Raw genomic sequence first — 22,443 nt, 5'->3', positions numbered from 1 at the left:
ATAACGGCTTCTTGAATACCATCAGTTAAAGAAAAAAATGTGAACAGGGATAACCAGCATGCTCACCGAATCTGCCATCGAAACCTTTGCCATCAAGCTGTTTGAAAGGCTCGGGTACATCTACTTGCACGGCCCGGACATTGCCCCCGACAGTGATAGCCCCGAGCGCAGCAGTTACGCAGAGGTGTTGTTGCCCGGTCGGCTGGCCCAAGCCGCCGGGCGCATTAACCACAGGCTGCCCCGGGATGTGGTTGAGATGGCACTCAAGGAAGTGCAACGGGCCCACTCGCCAGACCTGCTGGCCAGCAATGAGGCTTTCCATCGCCTGTTGACCGAAGGGGTGCCGGTCAGCATGCAAAAGGATGGTGACACACGCGGCGAACGGGTGTGGCTGATTGACTTCGCCCGGCCTGAGAACAACGAGTTCGTGGTGGCAAACCAGTTCACCGTCATCGAAAACCATCAAAAAAAACGGCCTGACCTGGTGCTGTTTGTCAATGGCATTCCGCTGGTGGTGATCGAACTCAAGAACGCAGCCGATGAAAACGCCACGCTCAAGGCAGCGTATCAGCAGATTGAGACCTACAAACAAGCCATACCGAGTCTGTTCACTGCCAACGCTTTGGTCGTCATCTCTGATGGACTGGAGGCCAAGGCTGGCTCCATTTCAGCAAGCTTGTCGCGCTTCATGGCCTGGAAGAGCGCTGATGGCAAAGCAGAAGCTTCTCATCTGGTCAGCCAGTTGGAAACGCTGATCATCGGCATGTTGAACCAGGGGACCTTGCTGGACTTGGTGCGCCACTTCATCGTTTTCGAGAAGGGCAGCAAGGAAGACCCGAAAACGGGCCAGATCACGATCAGCACCATCAAGAAGCTGGCGGCCTATCACCAGTATTACGCGGTGAATGCGGCGGTGGCCTCCACCTTGCGGGCGGCGGACATGGGCGGGCCGCTGTCCGTGCGCGAGAATCCGGCCAGTTATGGCCTGCCGGGTATTGCAGATCAGCCCAAGGGTGACATGAAGGCGGGTGTGGTGTGGCACACCCAAGGGTCGGGCAAGTCGCTCTCCATGGTTTTTTATACTGGCAAGATCGTGCTGGCACTGGACAACCCGACGGTACTGGTGATTACCGACCGCAATGATCTGGACGACCAGCTTTTTGACACCTTTGCCGCATCCAAACAGCTGTTGCGACAGGAGCCAGTGCAGGCCAAGGATCGCGAGCACTTGAAGGCATTGCTGAAGGTGGCAGCGGGCGGCGTGGTTTTCTCTACCATCCAGAAGTTCCAGCCCGATGAGGGCAATGTTTACGACCAGCTTTCCAATCGTCCAAACATCGTGGTAATCGTCGATGAAGCCCACCGCACCCAATACGGTTTTGCCGCCAAGACGGTAGACGAAAAGAACGCAGATGGCGTGGTGATCGGCAAGAAGGTGGTCTATGGTTTTGCCAAGTATCTGCGCGATGCTTTGCCCCGCGCCACCTATCTGGGTTTTACCGGTACACCGATTGAGAAGACCGATGTGAACACCCCGGCGGTGTTTGGCAACTATGTGGACATCTACGACATTGCCCAAGCGGTGGAGGATGGTGCCACGGTGCGTATTTATTACGAGAGCCGCCTGGCCAAGGTGAGTCTGAGCGATGAAGGTAAAAAGCTGATTGCCGAACTGGATGAAGAGCTGGAGCAAGACGAGCTGACCGAGACACAAAAAGCCAAGGCCAAGTGGACCAAGATGGAGGCGCTGATTGGCAGCGAGCAGCGCATCAAAAACATTGCCCGCGACATCGTTGGTCACTTTGAAGTCCGGCAAGAGGTCTTCGCAGGCAAGGCGATGGTGGTGAGCATGTCGCGGCGCATTGCCGCCGATCTGTATGACGAAATCATCAAACTGCGGCCCGACTGGCACGCCGACGAACTGAGCAAAGGCGTTATCAAGGTGGTGATGACTGCCGCATCGAGCGATGGGCCGAAGCTCGCCAAGCACCACACTACCAAGGAGCAGCGCAAGCTGCTGGCCGAGCGCATGAAGGCAGAAGATGACCCGCTCAAGTTGGTGATCGTGCGCGACATGTGGCTGACCGGCTTCGATGCGCCGAGCATGCACACCCTCTACATCGACAAGCCCATGAAGGGGCACAACCTGATGCAAGCCATTGCCCGGGTCAATCGTGTGTACAAAGACAAGCCCGGCGGCTTGGTGGTGGATTACCTGGGAATCGCGGCGGACCTCAAAGAGGCGCTTTCGTTCTATTCCGATGCGGGCGGCAAGGGTGATCCAACCCTGTTGCAGGAGCAAGCCGTGAGCCTGATGCTGGAGAAACTTGAGGTGATCTCGGCCCTGTATCACGGCTTTGCCTATGAACACTATTTCGGAGCGAATACCGCCCAGAAACTGTCTCTGATTCTCGCGGCGGAAGAGCATATCCTCGGCTTGGATGACGGCCGCAAACGTTATATCAACGAGGTCACGGCGCTTTCGCAAGCCTTCGCCATTGCCATACCGCATGAACAAGCGATGGACGTGAAGGACGAGGTGGGCTTCTTCCAGGCCGTGAAGGCGCGGCTGGTGAAGTACGACAGTGTCGAGGGCGGGCGCAGCAACGAAGAAATCGAGACCACCATTCGCCAGGTGATCGACCAAGCGTTGGTGTCGGAAAAAGTGATTGATGTGTTTGACGCGGCGGGCATAAAAAAACCAGACATTTCCATTTTGTCTGACGAATTCTTGGCCGAACTGAAAGGCTACGAGCATAAAAATGTGGCCTTGGAGGTGCTCAAGAAACTCCTCAATGACGAATTGAAAATACGCGCCAAGCGCAACCTGGTGCAGAGCCGGTCACTGATGGAGATGTTAGAGGCCGCTATCAAGAAATATCACAACAAAATTCTGACTGCTGCCGAGGTGATGGACGAGCTGATCAAGGTCAGCAAAGAGATCGTCGCCGCCGATGATGAAGCCAAGCACATGGGACTTTCCGACTTTGAATATGCGTTCTACACCGCAGTCGCCAACAACGACAGTGCCCGCGAGTTGATGCAGCAAGACAAGTTACGCGAACTGGCAGTGGTGTTAACCCATCGGGTGCGCGAAAACGCATCCATAGACTGGACTATCAAAGAGAACGTCAGAGCCAAGCTTAAGGTGATTGTGAAACGCACCCTGCGGCAATTTGGCTATCCGCCCAACATGGAATTGCTCGCGACAGAAACAGTGCTAAAGCAGGCGGAGATGATTGCGAACGAGCTCACGCAGTAGGCCACGCGGATCAAGTTACCAACCGCGAGAGTTCTCGCCTGGTTGAAGTGGTAGAGACGCAAGATGTTTGATGCCTCAATTGCTACGCATTTGATAGCTGTGTTCGAAATATCTACGCGGGCTAGCGGCCTATTTGGCGCACAACTCATACCCCGTACTGCGCCCGCCACCTTCCAGCTTGCGCAGCACGCCACGCGCCAGCAGGTCGTTGATGTCGCGCAGTGCCGTGTCGGCAGAACACTTGCCCAGCGCGGCCCACCTAGCGTTGCTGAGCTTGCCTTCAAAGCCGTCCAGCACGCGGTTCAGCACCTGGGTTTGCCGCGCATTCATGGGTGTACCGGCCCAGCGTTGCCAGAACTGGGCCTTGACCAGCACACCGGCCAGCGTGGCGTCTGCGCCTTGCACGGCGCGCAGCAGACAGCCCAAGAACCAGTTGAGCCAGGGCGTCACGTCCAGCGGTCCTTTTTGGGTGGCTTCCAGCTGGTCGTAGTAGTCTTTGCGCTCGCGCTGTATCTGGGCGCTGAAGCTGTAGAAGCGCTGACCAGGATGTTGCCCCCACGCTCCGCCGCTACGCGGGTCGCTGCCCCCACGGGGGCCGTCCGCGCTTTGGGGCGGCCCGGCAGCGCTAAAGCCCTCAGCGCGGGCCAGCGCCATGTCGCCCACGGCGCGGCTGATGCGGCCATTGCCGTCGTCAAACGGGTGCAGGGTCACCAGCCACAGGTGCGCCAGCCCGGCTTTGATCAGGGCGTCGCCCAAGGGGGCGGCCTCGAACCACTTCAAGAACGCATCGGTTTGCGCGGGCAATGTGCTGGCAGGCGGTGCGGTGAAGTGCACTTTCTCCCGCCCCACAGGGCCAGACACCACTTCCATCGGGCCGCTGGCATCCGTGCGCCACGCCGCCACGGTGATGCGTACGCGCCCGCTGTAGCCGGTGGGAAACAGCGCCGCGTGCCAGCCAAACAGGCGCTCTGCGGTCAAGGGTTGGTCAAAGTTGCGGGTGGCGTCCAGCACCACATCCACCACGCCGTCCACATGCCGGTCGCTGGGGGCCAGGGCGCCAATGTCCAGCCCCAGCCTGCGGGCGATGGATGAGCGAACGGCGTCCAGGCTGAGGCGCTCGCCTTCTATCTCGCTGGTTTTGATGACTTCTTGCGTGAGCACCTGCAAGGTGGCTTGCTCGCGCTGGGCCATGCCCAGCTCTGCCATGCGCCCCACGAGCAGGCCCTGCGCCCGGTGCACTTGGGCCAGGGGCGCGGAAAGTGCGGCGACGTCATAGGTGAGGTTGGGCCAATCAGGCAACTGCCAGATGTAGCAAGGGTTGCGGGTGAGGCGATGGGGGCGCATGCGGCGATTATGGCGCTTATTCGCCGCAATTTGTGCGGCGAATAACGCCGCAATGCGGCTCACAACACCTCAACCGGATCAACATTGCTACATATTAAATAGCTGCCTGTGCATATTCCACGAGCGATAGCGGTCAATTTGACACTTAAATGCGCAACAAAATACCGATCCCGCAGTTCCTGCACCGCATCCGGCGATAACACATCCCTTGGACTCGCGCCCGCGCCCTGCTGCTACACCACCAGCCGCGAATGCCCCACGCCGCCGCCCTTCTCCACCCGGATCTGCGCGGGGATGCGCTCTTTCAGCGCCTCCACGTGGCTGATGATGCCGATCATCTTGCCGCTGGCGTTCAGTGAGTCCAATGCCGTCAGCGCAATCTCCAGGGTGTCGCCGTCCAGTGAGCCAAAGCCTTCGTCGAGGAAAAGCGAATCGATGGACGTTTTGTTGCTCACCAAATCCGATAGCGCCAAGGCCAGGGCCAGGCTGACCAAGAAGCCTTCGCCGCCTGACAGGGTGCGCGTGTCGCGCGTGGCATCGCCCTGCCACGCGTCCACAATGTCCAGCTCCAGTTCCCCCGTGGGCTTGCGGCGCAGCAGGTAGCGGCCATGCAGGCGTGCCAGGTGCCGGTTGGCAAGGTGCAGCAAATGGTCCAGCGTGAGGCCTTGGGCAAACTTGCGGAACTTGTCGCCTTTGGCGGAGCCGATCAAACCGTCCAGCCGCTGCCAAATATCGGCTTCTGCGGTTTGCGTGCTGATTTGCTCGAACAGTGTTTGCTGATTTATTCGGTGTTGCGCGTCGCTGGCCAGCAAGGCGCGCTGGGCGCCGATTTGCTCGCTGAGGCTGCTGCGCTGCGCCTCCAGCGCCGCCAGTTGCGCGGCGATTTCTTCGGGCGCCAGTGGCGTGAGCGCTTGTGCTGCCAATTGCGTTTGCTTGTCGCTTGCGGCCTGCAGCAGTGCGCTTGCCCGCTGTTGCGCGGCGTGCAGTGATTCTTTCAGCACGGTCAGGCGCTGACGTTCTGGCTCGGGCAAGAGTGCGGCCTCAAACGCTGTTGCGTCGGCGAAAGGGCTGGCGTGCAGGGCGGCGTGCCACGCGGCCTCAGAGTCCAGCAAGGCTGTGCGTTGCTGCACGAGGGCAGCCTGTGCTTGCGCGTGCCGGCCGTTCAGGGCGGCTATGGACTCGGTCAGGCTGGCTATTGCATGGGTGCAAGCTGCAAGCGCTGCGGGCAAGTCATCGGCGGCAAGCTCTTTAATCGTGGGCAGTGCAAGGGCTTCATCACTGGCACTCGCCTGCAGGTCGGTCCACCGTTGTGCCCATGCGGTTGCCTGTGCCTGTGTGGCGTCGCGCTGTGCCTGCTGGCGGGTAATCGCTTGCGCCAGTTCTTGCAATTGGCGTTGGGTTTGTTGCCAGTGCTGCCATTCACCGTCTCGCTCTTGTAGCCATGGCTTGGGCTCGGCTGGCAAGGCGTAGCCAGCTTCAGCCAAAGTTGCTTGCAGGGTCGACTCCAAGGCGGTGAGGTCTTCCTGGTTGGTTTGGCCGGTTTGCACCAGTGCCGCCTGGCGCACCTGCGCGTCTTGGGCAGCCTGTTGCAGCAGTGCAAGCTGGCTTTGCGCTGCCTGCAGCGCTTGGGCGTTTTGGTTGGCGGCTGCTTGGGCGCGCTGAATCGTTTGCTCGCCCGTTTCCGCAGCTTGCAGGTCGCTGGTGCGTTGGACGAGGGCCTGCGCAGCAGCCTGGTGCCCAGCGGTCAAGGTCTCGGCGCATTGCCAATCGTCACCGGTCAGCGGTGGGGCTGCGTTGACTTGGCTGATGGACGCTGCCCAATCGGTTTGCCACTGGCTGATCTGCTGGGCGATTTTTTCTTGTTGGCTCAGCCGCTCTGCTTGATTGGCTTTGCTGGCAGCCAAAGCGGCAGCGGCGGTTTGGCCCTGCGTCACCAATTCTTCAAGCGCGTCTTGCTTGTGCTGCAAGGCGGCGGCAGTGGCTGAAACGTCGAGTGCCTGGTAGGCATCAATGGCCGGGTGCTCCACTGCGCCACACAGGGGGCAGGCCTCGCCCGGCTGCAGTGCCAGGCGGTGTGCGTCCAGGCTTTGGATGCGGCGTTCCTGGTCGAGCAGTTTTTGCTTGTCTGCCACTTGCTCTTTCAATGCCTTGTGCTGCTCGCGTAGCGTCAACACCGTGGCATTTTGTTCGGTGATGGTGGTCTCGCCCTGCTGCACCCCTGCAGCCAGCGTGGCTTGCTGGGTGGCGAGTTCACGGCGCTGCTTGGCATTGGCCTCCAGTTGTTGCCAACGATTGAGATGGCCTTGTTCGGCCTGCCACTGCGTGCGCAACGCCGCAGGCGTCTGCCCGGCCAGGCGCTGGTCTTGTTCTGCCTGCGCAGACTGCAGCGCGGACTCGGATGCAGTTTTTGCCAGCGCCGCGGTGTCAACCTGGGCGCTCTGGGCTGTGAGCTTGCCGCTGCGGGCGGCTTGCTCGTCCTGCAGGTCCCGCAACGCCAATTGCTGGGTGGCCACGTTGTGTTGCAGCTTGTGGCGTTGTTCAAATTGCTGCCGCCAGCTGCCAAGGCGCTCGCCCAAGGCGGCGCGTTGTGGGTGCGCGGCGCAAAAGGCGGCGTGTTGTTGTCGTTCTTTTTCTGTAAGCGTCAGTTGGCCCTGCGCGTTCTCCGCAATCTGGCTGGCCAGGGTGTGGGCAAGGTGGTGGTGCTGGTAGTGCGCGGTTGTCTCGCGCTGGCGCTCCCGGTGCAGCGTTGCCAGCACGGCTTCACTGTCCTTGCACATGGTTTGCGCTTGTTGCCACGTTTGATGCAGCGGCTTGAGCGCTTGCGCAGGCTCGCCGTCGGCAAGGCGGCTAAGTTCGGGCGCGGCGGCTTCAAGCGCGGCCGCCGCTTCAGTGCGTGTGGCCTCCGTGGCTTGGACCTCTTGCCCGCTTTGCGCCAGATTCAGCTGCCACTGGCGTTGCGCCAAGGTGGTTTGATGGGCACTTTGCACGCCGACCAGTTCGTTGCCCCAGCGGTCAACGTCGCCTTGCATGGCATCGTGTCTTTCAGCAGTCAATAGTTCCACGCCTTCGGCGCGGGCTTTGAGTTGGTCCAGTTGCTGCTTGGCCTCGCGCGCCTGCTCAAACACGCTCCGCGAGATGTCGCCGTAGATCTCGGTGCCCGTCAGTTCCTCCAGCAGCTCGGCCCGGTCGTTGGCGCTCGCGTTCAGAAAAGCCGCAAAGCCGCCCTGGGCCAGCAGCATGGATTTGGTGAAGCGAGGGAAGTCGAGGCCGGTGATCTCGGCAATGCGCTTGAGTTTGTCGTTGCTTTGGCTGCTCAGAATCGTGCCATCCCCTGTGGCCAGTTCCACTTTGGGGGCCTGCAGCGCGCCGTCCACTTTGTCGCGGGCGCGGCGCTGGCTCCAAAAGGCGCGGTACACAGCGCCCTTCACTTCAAACTCCACCTCAGCAAGGCAATCGACGGTGTGGCGCGTCATGATGTCGTTGGCCGAGGCCGAGATGCTTTTCAAACGCGGTGTCTCGTGGTACAGCGCAAGACAGATCGCGTCGAGCAATGTGGATTTGCCCGCGCCTGTTGGGCCCGTGATGGCAAACAGGCTGTTGTCGGCAAAGGGGGCTTTGGTGAAGTCGATGGTCCACTCACCTTTTAGTGAGTTGAGGTTTTTCAGGCGCAAGCTCAGAATTTTCATGCTGCGCCCTCCGTGAGACTGGTGACCACTGCGCGGTAGCGCTCGCCCAGGGCCAATTGCAGATCTGGCGCCAGTTCTTCTTGCGCCAATCGGCGCGCAAAGACTTCGTCGGGGCTGAGTTCATTCAGGGTTTCACTCACCTCGCCAGCGATGCTGACAGCTGCATTGCCGCGCTGGCGGCGTACCCGCAAAACATCCACTGGCAGGCCTTGCGTCATGGCTTCGATGCGCGCTGGCAGGTCGGACAAGTAGTCGTCCTCGACCACGGTGACTTCAATCCACACGGATTGTTCGGCAGACCCTTCCATGGCGGCGGCGCTGATGGCAATGGCCAGCGCCACCAGGTTGCCGCTGACAGAGATCAATGGCTGAAACCGGGGCACCAACAAGGGCGTAATGGCAGTCAGCCCGTCCGCGCCCAAGTCCACCAGCAACATCTCTTTTTGCTGCCGCGCTTCGTCAAACCCCAGTGGGATGGGCGAGCCGCAGTAGCGAATGTGGTCCAGCCCACCCACTTTTTGTGGCTTGTGGATGTGCCCCAGCGCGATGTAGTCAACCGGCGGAAACGCAGACGTGGGAAAGGCATCGAGTGAGCCCACATAGATCTCGCGGACGGATTCATTGCTGCTGGCACCCACCGTGGTGAGATGCCCGGTGGCAATCAGCGGCACGACGCGACCCAGCTCTTGGGTCAGGGCCGTCTGGCGCGTGCGGCCTGCTTCATGGACCGATTGGTAATAGGCCTGAATGGCCGCTTGCATGGACTGCTGCTTTTCCTCGGCGCTCTGCCCGGCCTGGCTCAGCAACACGTCACGGGGGCGGATGAAAGGCACCGCGCAGACGATGCAGCCCGCCTCGCCCTTGCTACCCCGCAAAGGCAGCACGACGACCTGGCTGGCAGCATCGTCAACCGCAGCGACCACGGTTGTGCTCAGGCAGGCCAGCATGGCGCGGCTCTCGCCCAGGGTGGCGACTGAATCATGGTTGCCCCCGAGCAGTAGCAGTGCAACACCCGCACCGTGCAGCCGGACCACCAACTGGCTGTACAGCTCGCGCGCATAGCTGGGGGGTGAACCCGTGTCGAAGATGTCGCCTGCTATCAGCACTGCATCCACCGCGTGCGCATCGACTTGAATCAGCAGCCAGTCGATCAAGGATTGGTGCTCCGCCTGGCGGCTCTTTCCCATGAAATGCTGACCCAGATGCCAGTCGGATGTGTGGAGGATGCGCATTGTTTAGTTGGGTAGTCTTGATGTGCGTAGCGAACGAACTGTTCCGAAAATGAATTCAACAAGCAGTATTGCTTCTCGCATGCTTTATTTTTGATAGGTGCTGACGCACATTTCACGGGGGCTAGAAGCCGATTTTGCATCAACAGTTCGGCAGAAACCTGCCTGCAACGCGCCCACTTGCAGCACACCCGTGCAACGCTTGTTTGACCAACCAGGCGTTGACCAACCATCAAGTACCATTCCCCCGATTCAACTTCGCCCGATACCGGGCCCCAACGGAGAAAGCAATGTTCAGTCATGTGATGCTTGGTGTTAATGATCTCGAGGTTTCAAGGAAGTTTTACGACGCGCTGCTCGGCACGCTGGGCATAGCCCCGGGGGTTGCCAACAAGAACCGGTATTTCTACCGGAGCCCAACCGGGACGTTCGCGATCACCACGCCCATCAATGGCGAGCCCGCTATGCACGGCAATGGCAGCACGATCGGGTTTACCGTGCAGTCCGCCGAACAAGGTGACGCATTCCATGCGGCTGGCGTCGGCAACGGCGGCACCACTTGTGAAGAGCCCCCGGGGTTTCGCGAAGGCCCGGCGGGCAAGCTCTACCTGGCGTATCTGCGCGACCCCGACGGCAACAAGCTCTGCGCGCTGCACCGCCCTGCCAAATAAGGCGCGCTGCGGTCAATCTTGCCGGCCCGCCTCGCGCTGGGCCCGCACCGCCAGCAGAAATACCGTGTCGATCGCCGGCACGTAGCGGTACAGCGCCACATAGCCGCGCGTGGCGCGGCCGATGACGAGTTCGCGCTTGCCGTCTTTCACGGGCCGCCCGATCAGGGGGCTGTGGGTCAGGATCTGGATGGTCTCCAGAATTTCGCCGATGCGCTGGAGCGCGGAACCCGCGTCAAACTGCGCGATGTGCTCGAAGAATCGGTCAAAGTCATCAAAGACTTCGGGCGCCAGTTCGATGCGCGTCATGCGCCCGCTCACACCGTGCGCTTGCGTGCTGCGGGTTTGCGCGCGGGCTCACTGCGCGCGCGGGCTGCAAGGTAGGCTTTTGCGTCCTCCCAGGGCACCGTCTTGCCGGTGGACTGAAGGTTGGCCCAGCGCTGGTCGGCAATGGCATTGAAGGCGTTGTCCAGCTCGACCTGCTCCACGGTTTGGGAAATGGCGTCAAGGATGAAGGCATGGGCCGTTTTGCCGGCACGCTTTGCGGCAACGGCCACGCGGGCCTTGAGCTCGTCTTCAATTCGGATGGTGGTGGTGGACATGCGGTGTCTCCATAGGAGGTGAAATAGTAGCACGTTCGTGCTACATTTTTGCGCGACCCTTATTTTGCACACGATGCATCCCCGGTACTCAATCCGTCTACCCCCGCCGTCCAGCACGGGTAGTGCACCCTGGTCTGCCGTGCGTGCCATGCGCCCCACTGCTACAGTGCGTCCCATGCTCACCCACGCCGTCTCCCGCCTGCGCACCGCCCGCCTGGCGCGCAGCTCCAAACCCTTTCTGGCCCGGGGCGGTCCGCGTGGGGAGCGCTGCGCTGGTTGCCGCCTGATTCCCAGCCACTGCCTGTGCGCCTTGCGCCCGGCCGTGCCCACGCGTGCGGGGGTGTGCCTGATCATGGCCGACATCGAGCCGCTCAAGCCCAGCAACACCGGCTGGCTGATTGCCGATGTGGTGGCGGACACGTTTGCCTTTGGCTGGGCGCGCACCGAGGTGGACCCTGCGCTGCTGGCCCTGCTGGCCGATCCGCAGTGGCAGCCGTATCTGGTGTTTCCGGGTGAGTTCGTGGCGGCTGGGCGGGTCGTGGCAGGGGTGCAAGCCACCGATCCCCAAAACGGCAAGCGGCCGCTGTTTGTGCTGCTCGACGCCACTTGGCCCGAGGCACGCAAGATGTTTCGCAAGAGCCCCTACCTGGACCACCTGCCGGTGCTCAGCCTGCAGACCGAGCAACTCTCCAGCTACCGCCTGCGCCGGTCCAAACGCGCGGACCATTTCTGCACCTCGGAGGTGGCCGCCTTGTGTCTGGAGTTGGCCGGCGAGCCGCATGCGGCGCAGACGCTGGAGGCTTACCTGGATGTGTTCACCAGCCACTACCTGAAGGCCAAGCAGCAGTTGCCCGTCGATGGGGAAGACGCGGCGCACCAGCGTTTGCGCAGCCTGCGTTGGCCTGGCGGCAGCGGCGCTGGCGCCTGACGGGAAGCTGGCGTCAACGCGGATGACCGAAGAGCGACAATCGACCCCCACACCCAAGGCAAGCTCGCCCCACCTGAAAAGCAACACCATGACCGAAGACCTGAACCGAAAGAACGAACTGAAAAAAATGGAGCTGTGCGAATCGTGCGCCGGCATCCAGCGCAACTGGCGCAAGGCGCCCGGCCACCCCGAGCTGGTGCAGGGCGACAACCGCCAGGAAAAGCGCGGCAACCACCTTGCCACCGTCACCAAGTACCGCTGCGACCGCTGCGGCACCCGGTGGGAGTACGAGAACGACAAGCCCAACCTCCATGCGGGCTGGTCGGTGGTGGGGCGGTAGACGGCGCTCACAGTTTTGCGGCCCGACCGGTTTCAGGCGGGCGTTTCGTCGGCTGCTCCATAGTCCTGATTTGATAGCTGTTACCGCAGGCAGGACATGGGCTAACGCCTGATTTGGCTTAAATTTTCTATTCCTCGGGCCGTTTGGTGTCCGGCTCGGCGGGCACGCTGGCCGACCAGAGAACGGCGCCTTGTCTGACACGCCCGCCTGGCCTGAAATGCCAGCCTATGGTTTGGATAAAAAACCGCCGAACGTGAAAACGCCTTGGCCCCCGAAATCTGTTGGCGCTTCAACAGCAACCGGCAATCCAGTCTTCAAGGGGAATCGCATGGCCTCCCAAATCTACGTGAACCTTCCGGTTAAAAACCTTGACAGGTCGGTGCGGTTTTTCACCCGGCTTGGCTTCACCTTCGACCCCCAGTACACCGACGAGAACGCCACCTGCATGGTCGTGGGCGACAACATTTACGTGATGCTGCTGGTGGAAGCGTTTTTCAAGACCTTCACGCCCAACCCGGTCTGCGACGCGACCAAAAGCACCGAGGTGATCGTGTGCCTCTCCAGCGACAACAGGGAAGCGGTTGACGAGATGGTTCGCAACGCGGTGGCGGCGGGCGCAAAGACACCCAACCGGCCCAAGGACCATGGCTTGATGTACCAGCATGGTTTTCAGGACCTCGACGGGCACCTGTGGGAAATCATGTGCATGGAGCCCGCCGTCATCAGCATAGGCCCCGAAGACGTTTAGGGCCGGCGCGCTGCACGCCGGTCAGCCCCTGGCGCCCTGAGTCAACCGTCAGCGGCGCGTTCAACCGGCCCGGAGGGCGCTTGATCTCGGTCATCCCGGTGTACGGTGCAGCCAAATGGCCTTGGGTCAAAATGGCCGCATCAGGGCGCTGGCCGCCCGACGCCATTTCAAGGAACCCGATGACCGATCTCTCTGCCTTTCCCGTCACCCATAAATGGCCGGCCCAGCACCCCGAGTTGCTGCAGCTTTACTCGGGGCCCACGCCCAACGGCGTGAAGGTGCCGATCATGCTGGAAGAGACCGGCCTGCCGTATGAAGCGCATCTGGTCAGCTTTGAAACCCAGGACCAGCTGTCGCCGGCGTTCCTGTCGCTCAACCCCAACAACAAGATTCCGGCCATCCTCGACCCGCACGGGCCGGGCAACAAGCCGCTGGCGCTGTTTGAGTCGGGCGCGATTTTGCTTTACCTGGCCGACAAGACCGGGCAGTTCATTGCGCAGGATGCGGCGCAGCGCTACGAGACGATCCAGTGGCTGATGTGGCATTCAAGCGGCATGGGCCCGATGTTTGGCCAGCTGGGCTTTTTCTACAAGTTCGCGGGCAAGGACTATGAAGACAAGCGGCCGCGCGACCGCTATGTGGCGGAAGCCAAGCGCCTGCTGGGCGTGCTGAACCAGCGCCTGGCCAGCCGCGACTGGGTCATGGGCGAGGCCTACAGCATTGCCGACATCGCCATTTTTCCGTGGGTGCGCGGCCTGGTGGAGTTTTACGCGGCGGGTGAACTGGTGGGCATGCAGGACTTCCCGCATGTGACGCGGGCGCTGGCGGCGTTTGTGGCGCGGCCGGCGGTGGTGCGCGGGCTGGGAATTCCGGCGCGGTCCTGATTTGATAGCTGCTCAGGCAGGCAGGACGCTGGCTAGCGCCTGATTTTGCTTTGAATTCAAAAATGTGTCGCGAAGCAATTGGCCGTTACCCGTCCAGGTTCAATATCCACCTGGTCCTACAGCGCGGCAATGGCTTATCCGATAGGCGCGGCCGGGCGGCTTGGTAACCTTTCGGGGTGCCTGGCCGCAACGCCATGGCGGCGAAACCAGTCGTCACCCTGACCCTACGGCCATACTCAGCATTTTTTACGCTTCACGAAAGACACAACCCATGGGCATTCTCTGGACCATCCTTATTGGCCTCATCGTCGGCATTGTTGCCAAGTTTTTGATGCCGGGGCGCGATCCTGCGGGCTTCATCATCACGGTCATCATTGGCATCGCGGGCTCTGTCATTGCCACTTTTCTGGGCAGAACCCTGGGCTTCTACCAGGTCGGAGAATCAGCGGGCTTTATCGCCGCCGTGCTGGGCGCGATCATTCTGCTGTTTCTGTACCGCATGGTCGCCGGCAAGCGGGGCTGAGTTGTTGCTGCGGGTGGTTGATGGATCAGGCGCTGAGCGCTGGCGCAGCAAACACGCCGACCAGAGACCTGTTTGGCACTTATTTAGCGCCTGACCACCAACACCGGCGGCCTACCGGAAGCGCGGATCGTTGGGCCGGCGGTCCAGACGGTCGGGGATGCCGTCCCCATCGCGGTCGCGCGCGCGATGGCCGGGATGCGGCGCCTGGACGAGGGGCCATGGCGCAGGTTGCACCAGGACGCCGGGGCGGGGCCTGATGTAGCCTGGTGGATGGACATCGGGATAGCCGCCTTGATAGCCGCCTTGCCGGTACACACCACTGCCATAAAAGACCACTGGCGGCGGCGCCCCATAAACCGGGCCCATGCCATAGGGCTCATAAACGGGCACCGGGTACACCGCGCAGCCAGACAAACCGGCAACGGCCAACAGCACAAAAATTGTTTTCATAAAGCATTCCTGACACCCGTCCATACAACTGTCGGGCTTGATTATTAAACAGGGTGCAGGTATCGCGGGTGTGTCGCACTGCGGAAGAGGTGTGTCGGCACGTTACCAGCTGTGCGCACGCCAGACGCACTGGCACCACACGGGGCGCACAATGGCAGTGCCAATGGAGGACATGGATGAAACGCAGACTGTTGTTGACACTGGCCGGCACACTGGTGCTTGGCGGGGCCGCCCGAGCCTCGCCGGACGCGCGCGGCCAGCCCGGCGGCTACACCGTGTCGGCCGATCAATTGCAGCGGGCGGTGGCGGAGCGTTTCCCGCTGCGGTATCCGCTGGGTGGGCTGCTTGCCCTCGATGTGCAGGCGCCACGCCTGCGCCTGCTGCCGGCGCTGAACCGCCTGGGAACCGAGATGCTGGTGCAGGCCACCGGCCCGGCGCTCGGGCGCAGCTACACCGGCGCGTTTGATCTGGATTTTGGCCTGCGCTATGAAGCCAGCGACCGCTCCATACGCGCCCACCAGCTGCGGGTCAATTCCCTGCGCTTTGCCGACCTGCCACCGGGCCCGTCGGCGCTGCTTGATGCCTACGGGCCAGCGCTCGCCGAACAGACCTTGCACGAAGTCGTGCTGCACCGGCTGCGCCCGCAGGATCTGGCGCTGCCCGATGGCCTGGGGCTGCAGCCCGACAGCATCACGGTCACGCCCCAGGGGCTGCTGATCGGCTTTGTGGCCAAGCCGCTGCGCTGAGGGCGCCAGCCCGCCTCACCACCTGCCCGAAACGGGCTCGCCCTTGAATGGGCCGACCAGCCCGGGCGTAACCCAGCGGGCGTAAAAGCGGCCGGCTGCGGCTGATGACGGCTCAGGGCGCCGCGCCGTCCACCTCGCGCAGCAGCCGCATGCCGACCAGGGTGTAACGGGTCTGGGCGGAGTTCCAGTTGCGGTAGCTGCAGCGCGCATAGAGCGACCAGGTGTGCCAGGAGCCGCCACGGCGCACGCGCACGTTGCCGGCATCAGGCTCGGGCGGATCGTTGACGGGCGAGCGGGCGTAATAGGCTTCGTCGTGCCAGTCGGCCACCCATTCCCAGGCGTTGCCCAGCATGTCGTGCAGCCCGAACGCGTTGGCCTTGAAACTGCCGACCGGCGCGGTGAAGGCGTAGCCGTCGTGGCCTTCAAGCGCATAGGGCTGCCAGGCCGGCCAGTTTTGGGCGGCGTCGGCATCGAAGGTGTTGGCGGTTTGCAGCAATGATTGGGGATCGTTTCCACTGGAATAGCGCGAGGGCGAGCCGGCGCGGCAGGCGTATTCCCATTCGGCCTCGGTCGGCAGGCGATAGGTTTTTCCTTCGTGCTGGCTCAGCCAGCGGGTCAGGGCCACGGCGTCGTTCCAGGTCACGTTGAGCACGGGGTGCGTGTCGTCCTGCGCAAAGCCGGGGTTGCGCCATGAATACCGGGGGTCACGGCCTTCAAAGGCATCGCCGCCTTGTGTTTTTGACGGATCGTAGTCGGCGTTATAGCCGTAGCCGCCGGTGCCATCGGCCACCGATTCAGGCGTGTAGCCCGAGGCTTCGAGGAACTTGCGGAACTGGCCCACGGTGACTTCATGCTGGCCCAGAAAAAAGGGCCGCGTGATGCGCACGCGGTGCACTGGCGCTTCGTCAACGAGTTCCGCCAGGCGCTGGCGCTCGTAGCGCGGGTAATCCTTGGCCAGGGCGTCAGGCGATTCGTCGCTGCCCATCAGGAATTCGCCGCCGGGAATCAGCACGAACTTCATGCCCAGCGCGTTTTCCATGACCTGGGGCAAGGGCGCGTTGGGCAACACGGAGCAGGCCGGCAACAGCAGCGTGAAGGCCAGCAAAGAAGGCAGGGCAAGTCGGCGCATGGGGGGCTCGGGAGTCGGTGTGGGGACACTGTAGCGCAGTGGCTTTGCGCGCTGCCGGAGCGCTGCGCCCGGGGCCGGAAGGCGCCGGTTTGTGCGGGCCAATGGGCGCTACGGAATCAATAGCTGTTTGGGCGCAGGGTGCCTGGGCCACAAGCCAATTTGGCCCATAAAAAATGCGCCTTTCCTTCAAAAAGGGAAAGGCGCATGAAGGCTGGCCACCGGCAACGGCCTGTGATGTTTCACAGCCCTTGCCTGGGCGTCCATTACTTCGCGGGAACGATCACCAGGGTATCGCCGGTTTTACCGGTGTCGCCTTTGGTGCCCGTGTCACCGGTTGCGCCGGTGTAACCCGTTGCGCCGGTAGCGCCGGTGTAACCCGTGGCGCCGGTTGCGCCTGTGGCACCGGTTGCGCCGGGAACGCCCGTGCTGGAACCGGTGTCACCCTTGGCGCCGTCGTAGCCGGTGGCTCCGGTGGCGCCTGCAGGACCGGCAGGGCCGGGAACCGTGACGACAGCAGGGGCCGGCGTGACCACGGTTCGTTCGCAGGCGGTCAGGCCCAGGGTAGCAATCAGTGCGGCTAAGAGTATTGAATATTTCATGATGATCCTTGGAGGTATTGAAAGACATGTGCGCGGAAATTGTGCGCAGGCAGTTTCTCTGCCTCGGTCATGAACTGCCTGAAAATTATTTCTCGGTAAGCTCAACAGAACGATGCACAAAGATACCAAGGGCGCGCCGGGCGCGCTGTAGGACGGCCCCACGCCTGCCTGTACGGATAAGCGGGTAGAGTGGCGAACACTTGAAAGCGGCGTTGGCCAGCCTCAGGTGCATTTTTTGAAAGCGCCGCCATGCCCACCCACCCCATCGTCCAGATCAAACCTTTAGGCTTTCCGTGGGAAACCGTGGACCCCTTTTTGTTTTGCGTGTACCACGACGACGCCTACCCGCAGGGCAACGCGCAGATGGGGCCGAACGCTTCGCTGGCGGGCCGCGACATCGGCCAGGACTTCAGCCGCAAGGACGGCTGGAGCATGTACCACGGCGCAGAAGTGCCGGGCTTTCCTGCCCACCCGCACCGGGGCTTTGAGACCGTGACGATTGTGCGCAAGGGCCTAATTGACCATTCGGATTCACTGGGCGCCACGGCGCGCTTTGGCCGGGGCGACGTGCAGTGGCTCACGGCGGGCCAGGGCGTGGTGCATTCAGAGATGTTTCCGCTGCTGGACCCGGCCGGGCCGAATCCGCTGGAACTGTTCCAGATCTGGCTGAACCTGCCCGCGCGCAACAAGATGGCGGCGCCGCACTTCACCATGCTGTGGTCGCCCGACATTCCGCGGCTGAGCGCGACCGACGACCAGGGCCGCAGCACCGAGGTGGCCGTGATTGCCGGCCGGCTGGACCGCGCCGACGTGGCTGCGCCGCTGCCCCCGCCGCCCGATTCCTGGGCCGCGCAGACAGACGCCGATGTGGCGATCTGGACCCTTCGCATGGCGCCCGGCGCGCGCTGGACGCTGCCCGCCGCCACCGGCGCGGACACGCAGCGCCAGCTGTATTTTTTCAAGGGCGCGTCGATCACGGTGGCGGGCCAGGCGGTGCCTGCGGGCAGCGCCATCACGCTGCGTGCAGGCGCTGATGTGGCACTGCTCAACGGTGAAGAAGCCGCCGAATTCCTGCTGCTGCAGGGCCGGCCGATTGGCGAGCCGGTGGCGCAGCACGGCCCGTTCGTGATGAACACCCGGGCCGAAATTGCGCAAGCCGTGGACGACTACCGGCGTACCCAGTTTGGCGGCTGGCCCTGGCCCGACAGCGCGCCGGTGCACGGGCGCGACCCGGCGCGCTTTGCGCGGCACCCCGGCGGGCGCGAAGAGCGGCCGGCGGACGGCGCAGCGTCCTGACCGCATCCGGGCAGGCGCTGAATTCGTGTCCAATAGGGCCATGGAACACCCGAACACTGACCAGCGCCTGACCGATCTGGAAATCAAGGCCAGCTTTACAGAAGACCTGGTGGACCAGCTCAACGAAATCATCGTGCGCCAGCAGCGGCAAATCGACCTGCTGGTGCGCGAGGTCGGCGCGCTCAGGCAGCAGCAGCCGGAAGGCGGCGCCCGCGCCTTGAGCCAGCCCGGCGACGACCTGCCGCCGCATTACTGAAACTGAGCCGCCGCCCGTTCGCCATGAACACCCTTGAGCAACTGCGCGCCGGCAAGCTGGCGGAATGCCAGCGGCTGCGTTTGTCGTGTGGCCTTCAGACCTTTCCACCCGAGATTTTTGAGTTGGCCGATACGCTGGAAATTCTGGATCTGTCGGGCAACGCTTTGTCGTCTCTGCCCGACGACCTGCCCCGGCTGCACAAGCCTCGCGCATCACCGCGTTTCTGGACTTCATCGCGAAGCGCTTGTACTGACCCCAAAACAAAACGCGCCCGAAGGCGCGTTTTTTAGCGGAACCGGCAGCGATTACTTCGCGACCACGCGCGCCATCTCCAGGCACTTGTTCGAATAACCCCATTCGTTGTCGTACCAGGCCACGATCTTCACGAAGGTGCTGTCCAGCGCAATGCTGGCCTCGGCGTCAAAGATCGAGGTGCGGGCATCGCCGCGGAAGTCGGTGGCCACCACCTTGTCTTCGGTGTAACCGAGCACGCCTTTGAGTGCGCCTTCGCTCTGGGCCTTCATCTCGGCGCAGATCTCGGCCATGGTGGCTTCGCTGTTGAGCTCGACCGTCAAATCGACCACCGACACGTCAGACGTGGGGACGCGAAACGACATGCCGGTGAGCTTTTTGTTGAGCGCGGGAATCACCACGCCCACCGCCTTGGCCGCGCCGGTGCTGGAAGGAATGATGTTTTCCAGAATGCCGCGGCCGCCGCGCCAGTCCTTGTTGCTGGGGCCGTCGACGGTTTTCTGGGTGGCGGTGGCGGCGTGCACGGTGGTCATGAGGCCGCGCTTGATGCCCCATTTGTCATTGAGCACCTTGGCGACGGGTGCCAGGCAGTTGGTGGTGCAGCTGGCGTTGCTGATGATGGCCTGGCCGGCGTAGGTTTTGTCGTTCACGCCAAAGACGAACATGGGGGTGTCGTCTTTGGAGGGGGCCGAGAAGATGACTTTTTTGGCGCCCGCTGCCAGGTGCTTTTCGCCGGAGGCTTTGTCGAGAAACAGGCCGGTGGCCTCCAGCACGATGTCGGCGCCGATCTCGCTCCACTTGAGATTGGCGGGGTCGCGCTCCTGCGTCAGGCGGATTTTTTTGCCGTTGACGATCAGGGTGTTGCCCTCGACCGAAACTTCGCCCTTGAAGCGGCCGTGCACGCTGTCGTATTGCAGCATGTAGGCGAGGTAGTCGGGTTCGAGCAGGTCGTTGATGCCGACGATCTCGATGTCGCTGAAGTTTTGCACGGCGGCGCGCAACACGTTGCGTCCGATGCGGCCGAAGCCGTTAATACCTAGTTTGATAGTCATCTGCTTTTGCTCCAGTAGTTAATAATTCAATCGCCAAACAGCAGTTGCTGTTTTCGCCATCCATCGTTGCCGATCATTGAGCTGAGTACGTGTCCATTCTCGCCAGCCAAAATTGCTGGAGAGCTTGTATCCACTTTTCAAGTATTCGGATTTCTTATCGATGATCTGTTTGCGCTCAATTTTTCGATTAGTCGCAGCCTCAAGCAGGGTGTAGTTCCCCAGCCTGTAAATATCGGCTCCTGGCTCCGGAAAAACCGCCAGCCATGCTTCGTCAGGATTTTCTGGAAGGATATGCTCAACAGTTGCACCATCGCTGCGGTAAGAGCGGCTATTTCCGCTCAGCTGGTTTTCAATCGCAAATAACACGTAGCGGACCAGTTCACGATTGTTGGGGGTGGGGATTTTCGCCAAAGCAAAATCGGCCTCGAACTGTTCATCAGAAACATAGAGAGACCGCAGACTTGCAAACAGTTGCGCTGGAGTTGTAATCGTGCCGCTCCGCACTTTGCGGGCCGCCTCAACGTACTCGCGCTCCATGGGCTGTGTATTGAGCTTGCCAATCACGATGTACCGAAAAGAAATCACAGCGCACATCCGGAGCACCGCCACAAACTCATCCCGCATGTGCTGCCAGGCGGCAAAAAGCAGGGGGTAGCATTGCGTTACGCCAAACAGGTCGATCTCTCCAACAAATTTTCGCGCAGCAGGGACTTCGAGCCATAGCTCGTCGTCCGGATTACGAAGCGCTGAATAGAGAACGGAAACGGTTTCCAACTCATCAAGAAGCACCAGCGCATCGTCATGCTTCTTGATCGACTCGCGAATCTCTTTGAATAGCCGAGGGGGCCGCGTCACCCCATGGTAGGAATTCCAGTAATGCCGTAACAGCTTGGGAAATTCTTTTTCCCGGTTGGTGGTGATCCGAATCCATTGATCTTCAGCCACATCAATCGCGTGTTCGTCATGTCCAAACCGGGAAAACAAATAGTTCTTCAGCAGATCAGTCACGGTGAGCTGGGTGCCTCGCGCATTGAGCGTCTCAAACACCGTGTAAGCATCCATCTCATCGCTCACCAGAATTTGGATGAAGAGCAATTTATCGGACGCCGCATCAAGCAGATGACTCAGGCCCGCTGCGTCATGTTCAGCCCCAAATCGGGCTTGTAATTGATTCAAGAAATAACTGAAAGCGCGCCACATCAGCTTTTCTGACTCACGCAGCCGGTTGACGGAAACCGGCTTGCGAAGTTGCAAAAGCGTGCTTCTGAAAAAAGCGCCGTCGTTGCGGTTCAACTCAAGCCGACTGGTTTCCACAAGCGAAGCAGCATCTTTGGCACGTAAAAATCGACCACGAAAGAGTTGTGCCCGCTCTTTGTTGGCGTTGGCGTCATGGCCTTCTTCTGCCCATAACTCAAAACACTTCACGGCGGCCAACACAAACAGCGTGAGAGTAACCAGACGCTGCTGGCCATCGATTACCTCAAAGTGCTTTCGCGTTTCATGCGTCTTGAGAACAATAGAGCCCATGTAGTGCTCTTTGTCGTTTTCAGCGGCAGCAATCAAGTCCTGCCAGAGTTCTTCCCATTGATCTTCATCCCATTTGTAGCTCCGCTGGAATCGTGGAACAGCAAAGGTTCGCCCATTGGTGAACAGCTCGCCAAATGTTGGCGTAGCGGTATTTAACAACAAAGAAGAAGCCATGGCGCTATTGATGCCGCGTGAAACTCTATTTCCTCAGCACCTTGCGCACGGTGTCGGCCACGTTCTCGGGCGTGAAGCCAAAGTGCTTGAACAAAACGGCGGCCGGTGCCGATTCGCCAAAGGTATCGATGCCCACCACGGCAGCGCAGCCGTATTTCCACCAGCCATCGGTCACGCCCATTTCCACGGCAATGCGCGGAATGCCTTCGGGCAGGACTTCGGATTTGTAAGCGGGTTTTTGCTGGTCAAACGTGGTGGTGCTGGGCATGGAAACCACGCGCACCGCGATCTTGTAGGTCGCCAGCAGCTCTTGCGCCTTCAGCGCCAGCTGCACCTCGGAGCCGGTGGCAATGATGACGGCCTGCATCTTTTTGTTGAGACCGACCTCCACCGGTTCTGCCAGCACGTAAGCGCCTTTGCTGATCTGGCCCAGGTCGTCCTTGGGCGCATATGGCAGGTTCTGGCGGCTCAGCAGCAAGGCCGTTGGCTTGTGCTTGTTTTGCAGCGCCACGGCCCAGGCCACGGCCGTTTCAGCGGTGTCGCCCGGACGCCAGACGTCGAGGTTGGGAATCAGGCGCAGGCTGGCGGCGTGCTCGATCGACTGGTGCGTCGGGCCGTCTTCGCCCAGGCCAATCGAGTCGTGGGTGAACACATGCACCACGCGCAGCTTCATCAGCGCGGCCATGCGGATGGCGTTGCGCGAATAGTCGCTGAAGGTGAGGAAAGTGCCGCCGTAGGGGATGAAGCC

General features: G+C 61.4%; 21 protein-coding genes and 1 pseudogene. 11 read left to right on the top strand and 11 right to left on the bottom strand.

The window, feature by feature from the left end:
* Window positions 1-58: 58 nt before the first annotated feature.
* The gene (locus Q8K05_RS06650) at window positions 59-3,262 is read left to right on the top strand and encodes a type I restriction endonuclease subunit R (RefSeq protein ID WP_305245724.1); all 3,204 of its coding nucleotides are present in this window, start codon (window positions 59-61) and stop codon (window positions 3,260-3,262) included.
* A 129-nt stretch (window positions 3,263-3,391) separates the two neighbouring features.
* On the opposite strand, the gene Q8K05_RS06645 is transcribed toward Q8K05_RS06650, so the two are convergent.
* The 3 genes from Q8K05_RS06645 to sbcD form a co-directional block, all read right to left on the bottom strand.
* Window positions 3,392-4,606: a Fic family protein gene (locus tag Q8K05_RS06645; RefSeq protein ID WP_305245723.1), complete on the bottom strand. Its 1,215-nt coding sequence runs from the start codon at window positions 4,604-4,606 to the stop codon at window positions 3,392-3,394.
* Window positions 4,607-4,839: 233 nt separating this feature from the next.
* On the bottom strand, window positions 4,840-8,292 hold the full coding sequence (locus Q8K05_RS06640; RefSeq protein ID WP_305245722.1) for an AAA family ATPase: 3,453 nt from the start codon (window positions 8,290-8,292) through the stop codon (window positions 4,840-4,842).
* A complete protein-coding gene (gene sbcD, locus Q8K05_RS06635) occupies window positions 8,289-9,524 on the bottom strand; it encodes an exonuclease subunit SbcD (protein WP_305245721.1) in 1,236 nt (411 codons plus the stop codon). Before sbcD ends, Q8K05_RS06640 begins: the two co-directional genes overlap by 4 nt.
* A 287-nt stretch (window positions 9,525-9,811) precedes the next feature.
* Between sbcD and Q8K05_RS06630 the strand changes: the two genes are divergently transcribed.
* Entirely contained in the window at window positions 9,812-10,192 is a 381-nt protein-coding gene (locus Q8K05_RS06630) for a VOC family protein (RefSeq protein ID WP_305245720.1), read from the top strand.
* A 12-nt stretch (window positions 10,193-10,204) separates the two neighbouring features.
* On the opposite strand, the gene Q8K05_RS06625 is transcribed toward Q8K05_RS06630, so the two are convergent.
* Window positions 10,205-10,498, bottom strand: a complete 294-nt coding sequence (locus tag Q8K05_RS06625) for a type II toxin-antitoxin system RelE/ParE family toxin (RefSeq protein ID WP_305245719.1) — start codon at window positions 10,496-10,498, stop codon at window positions 10,205-10,207.
* A gap of 8 nt (window positions 10,499-10,506) precedes the next feature.
* Complete coding sequence (locus Q8K05_RS06620) at window positions 10,507-10,791, bottom strand: CopG family transcriptional regulator (protein ID WP_305245718.1); 285 nt, start codon at window positions 10,789-10,791, stop codon at window positions 10,507-10,509.
* A 148-nt stretch (window positions 10,792-10,939) separates the two neighbouring features.
* Between Q8K05_RS06620 and Q8K05_RS06615 the strand changes: the two genes are divergently transcribed.
* From Q8K05_RS06615 to Q8K05_RS06595, 5 genes are all read left to right on the top strand, one after another.
* Window positions 10,940-11,719, top strand: coding sequence for a tRNA-uridine aminocarboxypropyltransferase (locus tag Q8K05_RS06615; protein WP_370868787.1), 780 nt, complete (start codon window positions 10,940-10,942; stop codon window positions 11,717-11,719).
* 88 nt (window positions 11,720-11,807) lie between these two features.
* Window positions 11,808-12,059: a hypothetical protein gene (locus tag Q8K05_RS06610; protein ID WP_305245716.1), complete on the top strand. Its 252-nt coding sequence runs from the start codon at window positions 11,808-11,810 to the stop codon at window positions 12,057-12,059.
* Between the two features lie 328 nt (window positions 12,060-12,387).
* On the top strand, window positions 12,388-12,807 hold the full coding sequence (locus Q8K05_RS06605; protein WP_305245715.1) for a VOC family protein: 420 nt from the start codon (window positions 12,388-12,390) through the stop codon (window positions 12,805-12,807).
* 179 nt (window positions 12,808-12,986) lie between these two features.
* A complete protein-coding gene (locus Q8K05_RS06600) occupies window positions 12,987-13,691 on the top strand; it encodes a glutathione S-transferase N-terminal domain-containing protein (RefSeq protein ID WP_305245714.1) in 705 nt (234 codons plus the stop codon).
* 271 nt (window positions 13,692-13,962) lie between these two features.
* Entirely contained in the window at window positions 13,963-14,214 is a 252-nt protein-coding gene (locus Q8K05_RS06595) for a GlsB/YeaQ/YmgE family stress response membrane protein (RefSeq protein ID WP_305245713.1), read from the top strand.
* 111 nt (window positions 14,215-14,325) lie between these two features.
* Here Q8K05_RS06595 and Q8K05_RS06590 read toward each other — a convergent pair whose 3' ends face one another.
* Window positions 14,326-14,664 (bottom strand): hypothetical protein, encoded by a 339-nt coding sequence (locus Q8K05_RS06590; protein WP_305245712.1) that lies wholly within the window; start codon window positions 14,662-14,664, stop codon window positions 14,326-14,328.
* 176 nt (window positions 14,665-14,840) lie between these two features.
* Between Q8K05_RS06590 and Q8K05_RS06585 the strand changes: the two genes are divergently transcribed.
* Window positions 14,841-15,410 carry a DUF1439 domain-containing protein gene (locus Q8K05_RS06585; protein WP_305245711.1) on the top strand — a complete coding sequence of 190 codons (570 nt, stop codon included), beginning with the start codon at window positions 14,841-14,843 and terminating at the stop codon, window positions 15,408-15,410.
* 112 nt (window positions 15,411-15,522) lie between these two features.
* On the opposite strand, the gene Q8K05_RS06580 is transcribed toward Q8K05_RS06585, so the two are convergent.
* Both Q8K05_RS06580 and Q8K05_RS06575 read right to left on the bottom strand, forming a co-directional pair.
* The gene (locus Q8K05_RS06580) at window positions 15,523-16,539 is read right to left on the bottom strand and encodes a formylglycine-generating enzyme family protein (RefSeq protein ID WP_370868786.1); all 1,017 of its coding nucleotides are present in this window, start codon (window positions 16,537-16,539) and stop codon (window positions 15,523-15,525) included.
* 263 nt (window positions 16,540-16,802) lie between these two features.
* The gene (locus Q8K05_RS06575) at window positions 16,803-17,138 is read right to left on the bottom strand and encodes a collagen-like protein (protein WP_305245710.1); all 336 of its coding nucleotides are present in this window, start codon (window positions 17,136-17,138) and stop codon (window positions 16,803-16,805) included.
* A 249-nt stretch (window positions 17,139-17,387) separates the two neighbouring features.
* On the opposite strand from Q8K05_RS06575, the gene Q8K05_RS06570 reads away from it, so the two are divergent.
* The 3 genes and pseudogenes from Q8K05_RS06570 to Q8K05_RS06560 form a co-directional block, all read left to right on the top strand.
* A complete protein-coding gene (locus Q8K05_RS06570; protein ID WP_305245709.1) occupies window positions 17,388-18,434 on the top strand; it encodes a pirin family protein in 1,047 nt (348 codons plus the stop codon).
* Window positions 18,435-18,474: 40 nt separating this feature from the next.
* Window positions 18,475-18,690, top strand: coding sequence for a SlyX family protein (locus tag Q8K05_RS06565; protein WP_305245708.1), 216 nt, complete (start codon window positions 18,475-18,477; stop codon window positions 18,688-18,690).
* A gap of 23 nt (window positions 18,691-18,713) precedes the next feature.
* A pseudogene (locus Q8K05_RS06560) lies at window positions 18,714-18,899 on the top strand (protein kinase); the annotation flags it as partial.
* A 96-nt stretch (window positions 18,900-18,995) separates the two neighbouring features.
* On the opposite strand, the gene gap reads toward Q8K05_RS06560, so the two are convergent.
* From gap to Q8K05_RS06545, 3 genes are all read right to left on the bottom strand, one after another.
* The gene (gene gap / locus Q8K05_RS06555) at window positions 18,996-19,994 is read right to left on the bottom strand and encodes a type I glyceraldehyde-3-phosphate dehydrogenase (protein ID WP_305245707.1); all 999 of its coding nucleotides are present in this window, start codon (window positions 19,992-19,994) and stop codon (window positions 18,996-18,998) included.
* Window positions 19,995-20,012: 18 nt separating this feature from the next.
* Complete coding sequence (locus Q8K05_RS06550) at window positions 20,013-21,695, bottom strand: DUF262 domain-containing HNH endonuclease family protein (RefSeq protein ID WP_305245706.1); 1,683 nt, start codon at window positions 21,693-21,695, stop codon at window positions 20,013-20,015.
* Between the two features lie 25 nt (window positions 21,696-21,720).
* Window positions 21,721-22,443 (bottom strand): transketolase C-terminal domain-containing protein (locus Q8K05_RS06545; RefSeq protein WP_305245705.1); only part of this gene is annotated, 723 nt, incomplete at its 5' end.

The sequence above is a fragment of the Polaromonas sp. genome (assembly GCF_030682935.1).
GTDB lineage: Bacteria > Pseudomonadota > Gammaproteobacteria > Burkholderiales > Burkholderiaceae_C > Polaromonas.
The sequence above is the reverse complement of the archived record's forward strand: the minus strand, read 5'-3'. Positions and strand labels throughout refer to the sequence as shown.

What these genes read in the sequence shown, in the direction of transcription:
- Q8K05_RS06585 (WP_305245711.1), top strand. Translation starts at nt 14,841, where the DNA reads ATGAAACGCAGACTGTTGTTGACACTGGCCGGCACACTGGTGCTTGGC.
- Q8K05_RS06630 (WP_305245720.1), top strand. Translation starts at nt 9,812, where the DNA reads ATGTTCAGTCATGTGATGCTTGGTGTTAATGATCTCGAGGTTTCAAGG.
- Q8K05_RS06600 (WP_305245714.1), top strand. Translation starts at nt 12,987, where the DNA reads ATGACCGATCTCTCTGCCTTTCCCGTCACCCATAAATGGCCGGCCCAG.
- Q8K05_RS06615 (WP_370868787.1), top strand. Translation starts at nt 10,940, where the DNA reads ATGCGCCCCACTGCTACAGTGCGTCCCATGCTCACCCACGCCGTCTCC.
- Q8K05_RS06575 (WP_305245710.1), bottom strand. Translation starts at nt 17,138, where the DNA reads ATGAAATATTCAATACTCTTAGCCGCACTGATTGCTACCCTGGGCCTG.
- sbcD (WP_305245721.1), bottom strand. Translation starts at nt 9,524, where the DNA reads ATGCGCATCCTCCACACATCCGACTGGCATCTGGGTCAGCATTTCATG.
- gap (WP_305245707.1), bottom strand. Translation starts at nt 19,994, where the DNA reads ATGACTATCAAACTAGGTATTAACGGCTTCGGCCGCATCGGACGCAAC.
- Q8K05_RS06605 (WP_305245715.1), top strand. Translation starts at nt 12,388, where the DNA reads ATGGCCTCCCAAATCTACGTGAACCTTCCGGTTAAAAACCTTGACAGG.
- Q8K05_RS06595 (WP_305245713.1), top strand. Translation starts at nt 13,963, where the DNA reads ATGGGCATTCTCTGGACCATCCTTATTGGCCTCATCGTCGGCATTGTT.
- Q8K05_RS06590 (WP_305245712.1), bottom strand. Translation starts at nt 14,664, where the DNA reads ATGAAAACAATTTTTGTGCTGTTGGCCGTTGCCGGTTTGTCTGGCTGC.
- Q8K05_RS06625 (WP_305245719.1), bottom strand. Translation starts at nt 10,498, where the DNA reads ATGACGCGCATCGAACTGGCGCCCGAAGTCTTTGATGACTTTGACCGA.
- Q8K05_RS06550 (WP_305245706.1), bottom strand. Translation starts at nt 21,695, where the DNA reads ATGGCTTCTTCTTTGTTGTTAAATACCGCTACGCCAACATTTGGCGAG.
- Q8K05_RS06645 (WP_305245723.1), bottom strand. Translation starts at nt 4,606, where the DNA reads ATGCGCCCCCATCGCCTCACCCGCAACCCTTGCTACATCTGGCAGTTG.
- Q8K05_RS06620 (WP_305245718.1), bottom strand. Translation starts at nt 10,791, where the DNA reads ATGTCCACCACCACCATCCGAATTGAAGACGAGCTCAAGGCCCGCGTG.
- Q8K05_RS06580 (WP_370868786.1), bottom strand. Translation starts at nt 16,539, where the DNA reads ATGCGCCGACTTGCCCTGCCTTCTTTGCTGGCCTTCACGCTGCTGTTG.
- Q8K05_RS06570 (WP_305245709.1), top strand. Translation starts at nt 17,388, where the DNA reads ATGCCCACCCACCCCATCGTCCAGATCAAACCTTTAGGCTTTCCGTGG.
- Q8K05_RS06610 (WP_305245716.1), top strand. Translation starts at nt 11,808, where the DNA reads ATGACCGAAGACCTGAACCGAAAGAACGAACTGAAAAAAATGGAGCTG.
- Q8K05_RS06640 (WP_305245722.1), bottom strand. Translation starts at nt 8,292, where the DNA reads ATGAAAATTCTGAGCTTGCGCCTGAAAAACCTCAACTCACTAAAAGGT.
- Q8K05_RS06650 (WP_305245724.1), top strand. Translation starts at nt 59, where the DNA reads ATGCTCACCGAATCTGCCATCGAAACCTTTGCCATCAAGCTGTTTGAA.
- Q8K05_RS06565 (WP_305245708.1), top strand. Translation starts at nt 18,475, where the DNA reads ATGGAACACCCGAACACTGACCAGCGCCTGACCGATCTGGAAATCAAG.